Annotated in this window: 16 protein-coding genes; all 16 read right to left on the bottom strand. The window is 43.2% G+C overall.

The window, feature by feature from the left end; all coding sequences use genetic code 11:
• Positions 1-342: 342 nt before the first annotated feature.
• Positions 343-1,215 (bottom strand): 4Fe-4S dicluster domain-containing protein, encoded by an 873-nt coding sequence (locus tag E5355_RS18255; RefSeq protein WP_246866996.1) that lies wholly within the window; start codon positions 1,213-1,215, stop codon positions 343-345.
• Positions 1,212-1,841 carry a hypothetical protein gene (locus E5355_RS18250; protein WP_136011460.1) on the bottom strand — a complete coding sequence of 210 codons (630 nt, stop codon included), beginning with the start codon at positions 1,839-1,841 and terminating at the stop codon, positions 1,212-1,214. Before E5355_RS18250 ends, E5355_RS18255 begins: the two co-directional genes overlap by 4 nt.
• Positions 1,838-2,440, bottom strand: a complete 603-nt coding sequence (locus tag E5355_RS18245; RefSeq protein ID WP_136011459.1) for a TetR/AcrR family transcriptional regulator — start codon at positions 2,438-2,440, stop codon at positions 1,838-1,840. The genes E5355_RS18250 and E5355_RS18245 overlap by 4 nt, the downstream gene beginning before the upstream one ends.
• An 82-nt stretch (positions 2,441-2,522) precedes the next feature.
• Positions 2,523-3,323, bottom strand: coding sequence for an AraC family transcriptional regulator (locus tag E5355_RS18240; RefSeq protein ID WP_123614815.1), 801 nt, complete (start codon positions 3,321-3,323; stop codon positions 2,523-2,525).
• A gap of 148 nt (positions 3,324-3,471) precedes the next feature.
• The gene (locus tag E5355_RS18235; protein WP_136011458.1) at positions 3,472-4,152 is read right to left on the bottom strand and encodes a zinc ribbon domain-containing protein; all 681 of its coding nucleotides are present in this window, start codon (positions 4,150-4,152) and stop codon (positions 3,472-3,474) included.
• A gap of 41 nt (positions 4,153-4,193) precedes the next feature.
• On the bottom strand, positions 4,194-4,643 hold the full coding sequence (locus E5355_RS18230; protein WP_057250590.1) for a DUF6194 family protein: 450 nt from the start codon (positions 4,641-4,643) through the stop codon (positions 4,194-4,196).
• Positions 4,644-4,645: 2 nt separating this feature from the next.
• Entirely contained in the window at positions 4,646-5,248 is a 603-nt protein-coding gene (locus tag E5355_RS18225) for a uracil-DNA glycosylase family protein (protein ID WP_107033043.1), read from the bottom strand.
• 23 nt (positions 5,249-5,271) lie between these two features.
• Positions 5,272-5,904 carry a hypothetical protein gene (locus tag E5355_RS18220; RefSeq protein ID WP_136011457.1) on the bottom strand — a complete coding sequence of 211 codons (633 nt, stop codon included), beginning with the start codon at positions 5,902-5,904 and terminating at the stop codon, positions 5,272-5,274.
• A 9-nt stretch (positions 5,905-5,913) separates the two neighbouring features.
• Positions 5,914-7,698 carry a DUF4303 domain-containing protein gene (locus tag E5355_RS18215; RefSeq protein ID WP_136011456.1) on the bottom strand — a complete coding sequence of 595 codons (1,785 nt, stop codon included), beginning with the start codon at positions 7,696-7,698 and terminating at the stop codon, positions 5,914-5,916.
• The gene (locus E5355_RS18210; RefSeq protein WP_136011455.1) at positions 7,688-8,479 is read right to left on the bottom strand and encodes a hypothetical protein; all 792 of its coding nucleotides are present in this window, start codon (positions 8,477-8,479) and stop codon (positions 7,688-7,690) included. Before E5355_RS18210 ends, E5355_RS18215 begins: the two co-directional genes overlap by 11 nt.
• 66 nt (positions 8,480-8,545) lie before the next feature.
• A complete protein-coding gene (locus E5355_RS19700; RefSeq protein WP_210434548.1) occupies positions 8,546-9,178 on the bottom strand; it encodes a hypothetical protein in 633 nt (210 codons plus the stop codon).
• An 11-nt stretch (positions 9,179-9,189) separates the two neighbouring features.
• Positions 9,190-9,756, bottom strand: coding sequence for a zinc ribbon domain-containing protein (locus E5355_RS20410; RefSeq protein ID WP_135472245.1), 567 nt, complete (start codon positions 9,754-9,756; stop codon positions 9,190-9,192).
• A gap of 9 nt (positions 9,757-9,765) precedes the next feature.
• Positions 9,766-10,662, bottom strand: coding sequence for a class A beta-lactamase (gene bla, locus E5355_RS18190; RefSeq protein WP_123615314.1), 897 nt, complete (start codon positions 10,660-10,662; stop codon positions 9,766-9,768).
• Positions 10,659-11,318: a phage head-tail adapter protein gene (locus E5355_RS18185; protein WP_136011454.1), complete on the bottom strand. Its 660-nt coding sequence runs from the start codon at positions 11,316-11,318 to the stop codon at positions 10,659-10,661. Before E5355_RS18185 ends, bla begins: the two co-directional genes overlap by 4 nt.
• Before the next feature lie 13 nt (positions 11,319-11,331).
• Entirely contained in the window at positions 11,332-11,703 is a 372-nt protein-coding gene (locus E5355_RS18180; RefSeq protein WP_136011461.1) for a BlaI/MecI/CopY family transcriptional regulator, read from the bottom strand.
• Positions 11,704-12,014: 311 nt separating this feature from the next.
• Complete coding sequence (gene mobA / locus E5355_RS18170; RefSeq protein ID WP_136011453.1) at positions 12,015-12,437, bottom strand: conjugal transfer protein MobA; 423 nt, start codon at positions 12,435-12,437, stop codon at positions 12,015-12,017.
• Between the last annotated feature and the right edge of the window lie 44 nt (positions 12,438-12,481).

The raw sequence follows: 12,481 nt of genomic DNA, 5'->3' as shown, positions 1-12,481 counted from the left end.
ATAACAGGACTATAAATTATAGAAAAAGGTTGTGCCAACGTTTTGACACAACCTCACGTACATCCGAATCCACCACTTGATATGAAACGAATTATCTGGTATTTACCTCCTTGAAGTAATATGTTGTTTGGTAAGTTCATTTGTTATGTCTTAATATAGTATAATTTTAAAAGATAAAGTTTTATATTGCAAATATAGTTTTAAATATGTAACAACTACCAATATATTTATTATTTTACGGAGAATACAATCCACTTTAAGAGCCTGTTTAAATTTTATTCAGCATTCTTTTAAGAGTTCTCTTTGAGGATGTTTTTCTGTTTTAATGAAGAGCATAGCGGGCTATGTGACGAATAGAAACAGAAAAACAGACCGGAAAGAAGCTTGGGAAGAAGCTGAAAAAACTTTTTGAAGAAAATTTAAACTGGCTCTATAACTGTTCTGTAATTTGTCACTGAACGATTCTCTGATAGCTATTCTCAATCCGTTCAAGAACGATTCATGGATATATATTGAAGAAGTCGGACAGTTGTCAGCACATAATCTGCACTGGATACAATTTTTCTCATCAATCGGCAAAACCGTATCTCTTCGTGCGAATATGTGCATTGGACAAACCTTGATACATTTCCCGCAGTTTATACAGGTCGAGGTATTTAGGAACACCACCTTATTACCGGCTACTATATCTGAATTTTTACGGCGTATCGGTATGCCCTCCGAATATCCGGTTACCGGATCTTTATAGATAAGAGCCAACGGATGCAACTTCCATCGAAGTTTTTCTGCAAATAGTCTTGCCTTGAACCTATCCCGTTCATTCGGTCTGGATTTATTGTAGCCGTCCATAAGAACCCACGGCCCGGTGCGGTCAAATCCTCGGCATGAAAATTCGCCGGTTATAATTCCACCTTTCTCTTCTATGATTTTTTTGAGTGGCTTATGATATGCTCCCAAGAAAGGTCTGCAACGGGTGGAGAATACGAACACATTTTTGCCTTTAAGATTTTGACCTGAAACAAATCGTTGAAGTCGTATATCGTGAGCGGCAAAGTTTATAGCGGAGCCAAAGCCGATAAGGTCATAATCCGACAGGTCGATTGACGGATTGCTGTCGATACATACCAATTCGGCAGCAAGGGCATCTGCCATGCTTTGTGCAATTTTTAGCGTGTTGCCTCTGTATGAGGAACGATAGAATATTATTGCTTTCATTTTGCGACTGATATTTTTGTTTCTGGTGTTCCGGGCCCCCCGTTTACGCCCTTATACCCCACAAACATCAAGGTGTTCGTGTCAAAGTAATAGTCACAGCTCCAGAAAGCCGACATAAAGCCGGTAAGACTGACTTCTATTCTTACTGCATTCTTTCCGTCTAATTTCTCAGTTCCTTTCTTTGCTGCCGACATGGTATAGAGCTTCATGTTGTCGGGGCGAAAACACTCATATTCCACAGACCTGCCATTTTTCAGAGTTAATCCCGCATTATAGGCTATGTTTTGATACCACGGCTTGCCTTTACTTTTCACCGTCTTTGAAATCTGTTTCCCATTGAACTTGCCGGATATGGAGTACATACCATTATTTAACCTGATTGATAGATTGGTGTTTGAAGAAGTATTTACTATCTTCCAACTCTCGGTTTTATAATCGGTTCCTAATATATACTCATGCTTCTCACCACCTTGTACCGTATGTAGGTATATCTTTCCATCCTTGTGTTCCTCCGTCCATTTGATAGCGGTTTTTGTCTTGCCGCAGGTGGAAATATAGTTTCTTTCCTGCGCCATTGCAAAAGCTGTAAGAAACAGCGTAAGTGTTATTGTAATGATATGTTTCATAGATTATTGTTGTCAAAGATAAAATCCACATATTTGGAAATCATAGCTTCCATTCTTTCCCATGCTTCCGGTTTGCTGAAATCTATGCCATTGATTTTGTGATATTGCCTTGTGAAAAGAACTATGTAGTTGATTGCGGATATGATTATGGCGATAGACATATTGTTATCGCCGCCTCGATCCAAAAACTTATTAAGTTCCTCCTGCAATTTATGACCGATACGCTCACGTTCTTCTATAATTCCCTTGAAAGACGAATGACCTGAAAGTTCCCATACCAGAAGTTCCTGCATGAGTACATTATCTTTTAGATAGTTAAGCTGACACATAAGCACATCCTTAACAATCTGCTTTATGTTACCGTCTTTAACTCGTTTAATGGTGTCAATAAACTCCGAATAGGCAAACGAATAATAGTCATGACGCTTTGCCCATTCCACGAGCAAACCATCCAACCCACCGAAATAGCGATAAATCAAAACCTTATCGCATCCGGCTTGATTAGCTATGCGATTAACTCCGATTTTGGTAAAACCCTCGTTCTCTACGATATGGCTCACGGCTTCAAGAAGTCTTTTTTCTGTTTCTTTCAATTCCATCTTATGCAATGTCACTAAGTGGTGACAAAATTATAAAAATAATCGGTGACAACCAAATACAAGGCTGTATAAACGCTATTTTTCAGAATGTAAAATAGTCAGAAACAGGAGAGTATCGAGCAATATACTCTTTCGGTGTGTAGCCGGAGAATAGCTTGAATTCTTTAATCATGTGGGATTGGTCGGTGTACCCACACTCGTATGACAGTTGGGCAAAACCTATTCCCGGATTATGCTGCAAGACTGATAAGGTACGTTGCAACCTGACTATACGCATGAAATCTTTGGGTGTCGTTCCTATGTTTTCCGAGAAAATCCGGGAGAATTGCTTTTCGCTCAGGCACGCAATATTCGAAAGAGCCCTGATATTTGTTTGAGTGGAATTGTTGATATGACGTACCACTTCCGCCAGTCGTGGCAGATGATAAGGTGTCCCGTACATCAGGCACTTGTAGAAATAATTCTCTATCAGTTCAATGCAGATGTCGTGATTTTCACTGTCTTCAACTCTGTGTGCCAAATCACGCAAGGCTGGATTTTCAATGTCCGCAACCGCCACATTCCTGTCACGCAGTAAAGTGACTGGCATATGAAAGAATATTTTTGCCGCATGAGGTTGGAATACCACCACTATCATTTCGATGTCACCGGTTGAAGTCACATCTGAATAACCGCTTTCCTGACCGCAAATAAAACTCTGCGGCTGTAATTCATCACGGTTCATGACTTTCAGCCTTTCGCCACGATGGAACACAAGCGACATACAACCCGTCGGCAAAGTGCGTTGCGACACTATGCCTGAGGTACTATCCTGCAATATCCAGTAATACCGTATGAACGGTTTCAGGGCAGGCGTTGGCTGTATGATTCTGAATGTCTGCATCCCGTAAAATTACAACATGACAATTTCCAATGATAGTAAAAAACAGACATTGGTGTTATATGCCTCACTCAACCGTAAATTCCTCTGAATGATAGCTGTTGTAAAAACGACCGGATACATTTGTTCCGAATCTCTCATAATTTATGTGTTATATGGTGATGTGAACAAACTCGCGGTTTATCCAGATGGTAGCCTCATTTCCGATAAAGCGAATAAGCACATAGTTCGAATCTGCCGGGCCGGCGGGGAAATAATTTATAAAATACTCCTGCCACATCCGTTTGCGGGTTACATCATCCGTAATGATTTCGACTGTGCCGCGCAAAGCAACACTATCGCCGTAAAATGAATAGGAAAGCCCGGCTTTGGGATTGAGCCTGAAATCGGCAACCTTTTCGGAGTCTGCTGCGGTCACTGCCCAAACTTCATTGCATCCTAACGAGTGAATTTTATCCAATGGCACAGGGCGAGGAAAACCCTCCGCATTGACCGATGCCAGCGTAACCTCTTTGCATTGGGAAAGAAGATGGATCGCTTTTTCAATCAAACTCCTTTCATCTTTCTCTTTCCAGCGTTTGAGTGTTGGGAAGATTTGTTGCATTTGAGCCTTTGCCTGTTGGGGCGTCAGATTCCAACCCGTTTCCTTGTTAATCTGGTCGGTAAACTGAGTGCAGAACTCTATCATCTGGCTCATGTTGAAATCTTGGAGGAAAGCACCGCCTTTGTAGCAGTAGCCACAATAGTCCTTACTTTTACTGCCGTCTGAATTTGTGCCGATGTTACCCTCTACAAGGGGCATATCGCAGCTTTGACAAAATCTTTGTTCCATATGTTCTATCATCGTTTTCAAATAATCAGTTCACTATCCCGTCATCTTTTTTTGAATTTCTCTTTTGCGTATTCGTAGGATTCAAGGATGTAAGGTTTTAATAATTCAAATGTCGCTTCAGATGGGGTTAAAGCGCAAATCCAGCCCATCCACGCATAAACCGGATGCGGCATAATGACATCCTTTGCGGTAAATTCATACGGCATATCTACAATGCAACCTTTACATGGACGTTTGGGCAGTTCTCCGAATAAAGTGCGGAAAGTCTGTTTTCTGACTCCTATATTTATTCGCCACACATCCTTGCGGTCAAGGTGGGAAGCTCGATCATTGTCGCCATCCTTTTCTTTTATCGTCAAGATATAAACCCCACGTTTCAACACTCCATCCGGATTGTAGAAAATCCCACGCTCGCCCCAACTGTTTACTTCGACCGTCCCTTCAAGGTTGTCAAGGCAATATTTCAAAATATCATCAGGTGCAATAGCCATCTTTAATCAAAACATTTAATTAACCTGTACATCGTTTCTATATCCTTCGATGCCATCTCGAATTTTGACTTTTCAATCAGAATGTTCTGGCCGGTCATAATGTAAGAGGACATAATGCGTATTCCATTATAGAAAATCTCAGTATTACGTAACTTGTAAGTAGATATACTTGGAACGGCATTTTTCTTGGTCGCCTTCTTGCATATCATATTAAAGGCTTTCTTTGCCACATCACCCATAAGCATGATAACCTTGACGTTTGGAAACAAAGCAAGCTCTTTTTCCAGATAGGGCAGGCTATCCTCTATGCTCTCCTTTGAAACTGCATATTCGCTTTTAGGTGTCTTGACAGCATTGGTAATGTAAATTCCATGATCCAGAATATCCTGTATTGAATTTACCTCTATCCCTGCTTTTCTGAACAATGGAATTGTCGTTGACATATACGCGGAATCCTGTTTCCCGTAGAAATCCTCCTCCGGACATGACGGGACAACCTCGTTTATCATGATTGCCCGTATCGTTTCCGGCTCAATATTTACGTCATTAAGCCGTAGATTTTGGGTATCCCCACAGAGTTGTTGTAGTTCCAACTTTATATTCATGATTCTCCTGAGGTTAAACGAATTTAGCTGTTTTCAAAGAGTCCTTCAAAAAACATTGCAGATTCCTCCGACAAACGCCGGGTTGCAGCTATACTTTGAGCCAACACAACTCCTTTTGAATTGATTCGTAATGGCTTCTCTTTACTCTTCGGATAACCGAATCTAAGAAGTGGCACAACCTCATCAGGAATGAGGCGCGGTTGGATAACACTGCCATTTTCTCCCCATACTGCCCATTCGGCACAGCAATTAAACGGTTCCTGATGCTTGCAATGGGGTTTGTCGCCGGGAATAATCATCGTGAGATTCTCAGGCACGCTCTGGAGACTTTTATAAGAAACGTCTTTTGCACAAAAGAATGCGTCAGAGACCTTAACGACAACACCTCCGGGAATAAGAGACCTGTAAGGATTTCCGAGTTCTCTTATGCAATAGTCGAAGGCTCTTTCCTTATGAGTCACTTCCAATCTTGCCATTATGTAGAGATGCCTATCAAGCAATGAGACCGGAAATACGACATCTCCCTCTTTTATTGATGCTATTGACGGCATCCTTGAGTGGATGCTGCCAAACACTACTTTTACAGGCCCTGTGTCATTTGATTTTCTTAGTTCGTCCAACCAGTCCTGAGGCCAGTAAACAGTATAATATGCCATAATATGATGTTACTTGTTTCTATTCAAAAAAGCTGCTGCCAGTTCGGGGCTGTTCAGTGTCATGGCTGATGCGTCTTCGAGATTTTCAGCATCTTCATCATCCGAGATTGAAATGAAGAATGTGATTTCTTCGGTGCGCTCTCCGAATATTCCCGAGCCTTTGACCTGCGCCATCGCTGATATCATTGCGCTGAAGAAAAAGGCTTCGCCCGGCAAAGTGGCGTGGTTTTCCCACAGCGATTTGCTGAGCTTCACCAGTTCGCTGCCATGTCCGTCGGAATATCCCCATTCATCCGGATGCCATTTGCTCTCGTCATCGGGTTCTTCGTCTTCGCTTTGAAGGTACTCCAACGTGTTCACAGCGAGAAAAAGAGAGCAGCAATACCTGTCGGTGACCAAGGCGGCAGTGTATATGTGCTCATCATCTATGCGGCCAAGAATTTCGCGCAGGTCAGTTGTAACCGCATCTCTGATTTTTTCAGTCACTTCCTGCCAGAACGGGGCTACGGGAGTGGCCGGTTCTTCTTTTTTCCGCTCGCGGGCTTCAAAGTCGGGCGAGTTGATATAGCCGATATACTCTTTGGCTTCTTCCGAACCGAGTTTTACAGCATCCTCAAAATACTGGTATCCCAACTCAATATCAGCCTCGGTGCCACGTCCGAAGGCATACGCCACGCCGAGTGCGGTGAGCACCTTGACGGTTATTGACTCCCATAGATTGTCGATGTCTTCACCGGCTTCATGAAGATACTCGAATGCCACATCGTCGTCTTGAACTGTTCCCAGCCCCTCCTGATAGCATAAACCGAGGTAGGCGGCGGTCTGCGTCCGGGTGGTCTCGCTGCATTTCGGGTTTTGGTATGCCTTTTCAAACCATTCCACAGCCTTGGCGTAGTCCTGCTCCACATCACCGAAGCCTTCAAACAGATAATATCCTACCTCAAATTGTCCTGCGGGATGTCCGCATTTGGCAGCCATTTCATAGAGTTGATATGCAAGGTCGATATTCTCATCCACTTCTTCACCGGCTTCGTAGATATGCCCGGCATTGTATGCTCCCTGGGGGTCGCCCCTGCGGGCAGCCTCCACATATCGCAACAGCCCACCGTATGAGTCGCCCTTCTCGGTGCGGAGATAATAGCCGTAGTTGTTGCAGATTACGGGTGAAATATCCGCCAGCATCAAGTAATATTTCTCATAAACATCCCGCGCAATCTCGCAGAGGCCGGATTTGCGTATGTCGCAGTAATTGCCCCATCCGGCACAAAGCCCGCCGTCGAAACTGCGCTCGTACCACGCCTTTGCTATCGGCCAGGCCCATGCGTTATAGTCGCTTTCGTCTTTGAATTGCTTGGCATAGTCTGGCTCGACACGCAGATAGTCGCCCCAATAATACACATTGCCGACCATGTAGCAACAGAAGGCGTCGCCCCGCTCTGCCTGACCGAGAATCTCCTCAAACGCTTCCTTAAACGAGGCGAACGGCATTGCACGTTCCACCGAAGGGGTAAGGTTTGCGCTTCGCGCAGCACAAAGAACGCCCGTGGCACTGCCCATCATCGCGCTCTTCTGCATCAGCTTCGATGCGTTTTCATCGTCAGCTTTGAAGCCTGCCTGCGGCCACACATACGACTCACCCATGAAGCAGCGGGCTATGAATGCCAGCGCATCTGCATCGCCCTGTTGCGCTGCCTGCATGAGCATCGCATAGCCCTGACGTATCTTCTCACGGTCGAAACTCGACCAAATCAGTTTGACAGCCGTTTTCACCGGCTTGCTATATTTACCTTTCATCTTTTTCTTCGTCTAAAAATCTGAACATCAGTCTTTCAAAGTGGTTGTTGACATCAAATTGCTCCCAGCCGGCAATAGGCTCAGGCAATCCATCCACATCAATCAGATCCCAAAGCCAGCTTCGCAATAGTCTGAAATCCGACATTTTTCCTCTATAGCCTATTGGAGTCTGTTCTGTCCATCTGACATATTCAACTTTGTATGCCTGCTCAGGACCTGTATCCTTGTCGCATCGACGTATCTCGACGTACCCGCCGTTATCTTTAGCAAAGCAATAAAGCATACTTCGCGATTTGCCCTCTATGATATTTTCCAATGCACCGATCACATCGGCACAACTGAAATATCGGAAATCCTCATTATCCACTGTCAGTTTGTCGGCATCTTTTTCTTCATCCTCAGAATAGATTTTCTGACAATGCCAATCGGTCATGTCGGGGAGCGATGCGGTGCGGAAAAAAGTGCACATAATATCAGCGGCCTCGTCACAATATACGTCAGACCGCCACATACGGAATAAATATCCTTTAACCCTTAAACACACAGCAATACTGCAATCTTTAAAGTAGTCAATAGAATAAGCCTCGGCATGTCTGACCAATACCACCGGCACACATTTTTCAAGGTATACCGCCACATTGTCCTCTATGTCGTCTATGGCATCACGGATTTTCTCCTCGGTCACATTGGATGTGCGCCTGGTTCCATTCTCTGTCCCCAGCACATATTGCGGCTTGCGGGCTTTAATTCCCGGGAATATACTGCGTGATTCGTTGCTCATTTTCAATTAGCTGTTTTTATGTTCATCAGTCAGTCTGATGCTTTCGATTGATATGTAGGGCATGATTTAATTCTTTGCAATTACCCACTTGTCATTCTTGGATTCTCTTTCTGCACAATGGCCCAGAGGTAAATCTTTCAGGTTGACGATAGTCGGGTCTAAATCCAATACATACTTTAATGAAACTATCCTTGCATCGCTTTCGTTATGTTCTTTACCACAAAGGAATTGCCATGCTCCGTCATCCGCATCGTGAGAAACAAATAATATTTTTTCTCTACCATCCCAAATATGACTGCATATGAAAACAGCCGTATTTGGAGCGTCTGAAAACGGGAAAATATCATTACCCTTATTGGAACTGTTTATATGCTTGCTTATAGCCATTGCAGTCCAACCTATTGCAAGATATACTGTTGCATAGACGACAAACCATAATTCATGTATGTTAAAGAAAATCCATGTCCCGGCAAGAAACGCTACGGCTGACACCAATGGAAGATTCCACATTTTCTTTATGTCTTTCCCGCAGCGATAACCAAGAATCGCAGAATAAATAGGATTCACAATTAAGAAAAGCATCATGCACAGTGCCATTCCGGAACATTCAGACGCAAGCCGGGCAACGGCAAAAGGCAATGCTAACATCACAAGGATTGTGATTGCCAGCCAAATAATTATAGCTCTTTTATTAACCATCAGTATAATACTTATTTTAGTATGTCGGAAAGGCTCGATTCTACAAACATTGTCGGAGTAAACTCCACAATCCGGTAGTCGGCAATTCCGTTGATGTTGAACGGATCTTGAGCGATGATGGAGTCTACCAACGCGCGATTGTCAGACTTTATCATTATCACACCGCCAACGCGGGGAGTCTGCGGACCGGATGCGATGAAATCGCCAGCCGCATAGTGCTCGGCAAGATAGTCACGATGTGCCTGAAGGAAACGGTCGACTTCTTCAAGCGGTTTCTTATATGTCAGAATTGCAATAAACATGGCTGTCCGGTTTTTCCAGCGTTTGAGTTGTGGAAAGAATTGACGCATCATGTCTTTTGCCTGTTCCTGTGTCAAGGTCTGTCCTGACTCCTTGTTTATCTCGTCGGTAAACTGAGCGCAATGTTCAATCATCTGCTCCATAGTGAAGTCTTGTGTGAATCTGCCATCCTTATAGCAGTAGATACAGTAATCCTCGTTGCGACTGCCATCAGCATTAGTACCTTTGTTGTCTGTAGTCAGCGGCATTCCGCAGCTTTGACAAAATTTATGTTCCATATTCTTATCTTATTTTTGTTTAATCAAACCTTCCAAGACAATCTTAGAGACCTCAGCAATGATGGCTGAGGTCGTTGCTATGTCGTAATTGGAATCAGCAACAAACACGGCAACAGAATATCTTGTACCATTAGGCAAGTTCACATATCCACAATCATTTACTGCGGATATGCGACCTTCGGGTGTCGGAAATCCTGTACCTGTCTTATGTCCTATCAGGGCATTAGTAGGCAAAAGGGGGAAAGCAAGCCTGTCAAGCCCCGTGCGACACTGTTCAAGCATGACGGATATTTCAGAATATGACTGTGATGCGTTTCTCAATTCGTGGTAAAACCTATCAAATAGCTGCGCCATTGCCAAAGGTGTGGTACGGTTAAGATAGCTTAGGTATGGATCACGGTGCATATCTTCTTCCGAGGCTCCGATTACAATCTCATCAGAGATACCCATTTGCCTCATTATTGATGTTACTCCCGATGTTCCACCGACGCGATGCAGGAGTATGTCTGCCGCATTGTTGTCACTCTCAACCAAAGACCATTCAAGCAGTTCTCTTACAGTCATGGCATTTAGGCTCTTACCATACTTTTTGAGCATCGGGCTATAGGTATCCTCTTTCATAGCCTTCTCGCTGAATGTTACGGTATCGTTCAGGGACATACCGTTAGTATTTATCCAGTGCGCTACCGTCAGAGCCAGCGGAAATTTGACTACGCTCATCATAGGGAAATCCCGATTGCCGTTGACAGATACGGTGTCTTTGCCATTGATAATGACCGCGACACCTATCCGGGCATCTTTCCCTTTGATATACTCGTGCAAAGCATTCTCTATCGCCTTGTTTCCACCAGCGAAAGCAGGCGATATAAAAGACAAATATATAATTATAAACAGTAACTTTCTCATTTTGAATGCAGTTTGTTTCTAATTAGCATACAGGCATGAATATGAGCCATCCAATGCTCGGAAAACGGCATAAGAATCAGTCCTTTCAAATCCTCGCCACACCAATAATCTATCAACCATTTTGCATTATCGGATTGGCTTACTACACATAAGGATTCAAGACGTAATTTATCTTCGATTGTAAATCTACGCTTCAAATCTGCGAATACCAGATTCTTGAGCATAAGCTCCGTATTAGCTTTGACCTTTGTAGAGTATTGATATAGTGTCTCTAAATCCAATTTCTCCGAAAAGTTACCGATACGCTGTTTTACAAGTTCATTGCCGGTAGTTATTATCGGAGAACCGATGCGCTCTTGAAAATTCTCGGAAAAGAATATTTGGTCATCTCCGTTAATCAGAGCATGGCTGACAATATCCTCAATACGGAATATATGCCAGATGGAATAAGCGATTGTCTTGCTGTGAAAGCCATCCTCTCCTATGAATGGCATAGCATTAAAATCATCACGACATAATTCCGCCTTTAATTGCAATATGGCGTTGAACAATCGTTTACGCAACAGCAACAGATTTTCAATCCCCAAATGAAATGTGTTTTCATTGGAGATTTCTTCTTTTATCTTACTGCATAATTCTATCTGTTCGTTATCCATATTGTCATCAGTCTTATTCTTGGCGATTGCCTTCTATCACCTGATTTATCAACTCCCGGACTTCATCGTCTGACATTTTTCTATCTCTTACAAGAGTGCTTATCACTCCACGAATGGAATTGTTGAAATATCGCTGAACGACATTTTTCAGATTGTTACCACAATACTCCTCTCTTTCTATAAGGGGATAGTAGATGAATCCGTTGTTTCCTGCCGGCTTATGGCCTAAAAAGCCCTTATCAACAAAAAACTTCACGAATGTAGATATGGCGGTTCTGCTTGGACGAGGTTCGGGATAAGTGGCGATAATCTCCTTAACGGTAGCTTCACCCTTCTCCCAAAACTTGTTCATCACTTCTTCTTCACGCTTGGTAAGTTGTTCCATCATAAAATGAAATTTGGTATATGCAAAATTAGTCTAAATAAATTAGTCGGTCAAGCAAATACGGCTATTTTTATGATTAAAGAGCAAACGTTATTATTACGACAATGAAATTTATAGATTAATAAATGAAAATGAAGCAAGAGGACGATATTAAATGATTATATCTCTTGCTTCATTATTGTTTACATTTTTATCCCTTTCGGACGGTTTTCATCCTTAAACAGTCCCATAGGTCGTCCGACAATGATATGGTCGGTAATGAAATTTCCCGATGAACTTCGCTCATTTGCCTGACTGCGTATCTGCGAGAATTATTCCTTCTGTTGTTCCCACTTAGCATACATCTCCCTTGAAAGTTCCACAATCTCTCGGCTCAACTTCACAAGGTCGATGGTATGTTTCTCCAATTTGTAGAGCAATGCCATCGCCTTCTTCTCCGAAAAATGGATGCGCAATTCCTTCACGACTTGATTGTAATTGGTTCCTATACCGCGGAACTGGGCATGGAAGTCCGACAGTTTGGTGTAGTAGTCCACCAGCGTCTTGTCCACCTTCAGCACCCTGAACTTCTGCCCGAAGAAGTGCGCCTTCAGAAAGACGGCTTTCGCATACACGTTCGATTCCTCGTACATCGTCAGGAACCTGTTCCATTCCACATCATCGAAGCGCACCATCACGCAGTGCGTCTTCGGATTCAACTTGGGATTTCTCCCGTACTTGCTCTTCTTTTTCATTCTTCTTATTCTTTTAATTTTATGGCTTGTCCATTGTTTAATCT

The organism is Bacteroides muris (ex Afrizal et al. 2022) (assembly GCF_004793475.1).
In the GTDB taxonomy this organism is placed as follows: Bacteria; Bacteroidota; Bacteroidia; order Bacteroidales; family Bacteroidaceae; genus Bacteroides; species Bacteroides muris.
Note: the sequence above shows the minus strand (reverse complement) of the source record. Positions and strands in the feature narration are given on the sequence as shown.

Bases quoted from the DNA above. Each gene is read 5' to 3' on its own strand.
- E5355_RS18255 (WP_246866996.1), bottom strand. From the start codon at position 1,215: ATGAAAGCAATAATATTCTATCGTTCCTCATACAGAGGCAACACGCTA.
- E5355_RS18250 (WP_136011460.1), bottom strand. From the start codon at position 1,841: ATGAAACATATCATTACAATAACACTTACGCTGTTTCTTACAGCTTTT.
- E5355_RS18245 (WP_136011459.1), bottom strand. From the start codon at position 2,440: ATGGAATTGAAAGAAACAGAAAAAAGACTTCTTGAAGCCGTGAGCCAT.
- E5355_RS18240 (WP_123614815.1), bottom strand. From the start codon at position 3,323: ATGCAGACATTCAGAATCATACAGCCAACGCCTGCCCTGAAACCGTTC.
- E5355_RS18235 (WP_136011458.1), bottom strand. From the start codon at position 4,152: ATGGAACAAAGATTTTGTCAAAGCTGCGATATGCCCCTTGTAGAGGGT.
- E5355_RS18230 (WP_057250590.1), bottom strand. From the start codon at position 4,643: ATGGCTATTGCACCTGATGATATTTTGAAATATTGCCTTGACAACCTT.
- E5355_RS18225 (WP_107033043.1), bottom strand. From the start codon at position 5,248: ATGAATATAAAGTTGGAACTACAACAACTCTGTGGGGATACCCAAAAT.
- E5355_RS18220 (WP_136011457.1), bottom strand. From the start codon at position 5,904: ATGGCATATTATACTGTTTACTGGCCTCAGGACTGGTTGGACGAACTA.
- E5355_RS18215 (WP_136011456.1), bottom strand. From the start codon at position 7,698: ATGAAAGGTAAATATAGCAAGCCGGTGAAAACGGCTGTCAAACTGATT.
- E5355_RS18210 (WP_136011455.1), bottom strand. From the start codon at position 8,479: ATGAGCAACGAATCACGCAGTATATTCCCGGGAATTAAAGCCCGCAAG.
- E5355_RS19700 (WP_210434548.1), bottom strand. From the start codon at position 9,178: ATGGTTAATAAAAGAGCTATAATTATTTGGCTGGCAATCACAATCCTT.
- E5355_RS20410 (WP_135472245.1), bottom strand. From the start codon at position 9,756: ATGGAACATAAATTTTGTCAAAGCTGCGGAATGCCGCTGACTACAGAC.
- bla (WP_123615314.1), bottom strand. From the start codon at position 10,662: ATGAGAAAGTTACTGTTTATAATTATATATTTGTCTTTTATATCGCCT.
- E5355_RS18185 (WP_136011454.1), bottom strand. From the start codon at position 11,318: ATGGATAACGAACAGATAGAATTATGCAGTAAGATAAAAGAAGAAATC.
- E5355_RS18180 (WP_136011461.1), bottom strand. From the start codon at position 11,703: ATGGAACAACTTACCAAGCGTGAAGAAGAAGTGATGAACAAGTTTTGG.
- mobA (WP_136011453.1), bottom strand. From the start codon at position 12,437: ATGAAAAAGAAGAGCAAGTACGGGAGAAATCCCAAGTTGAATCCGAAG.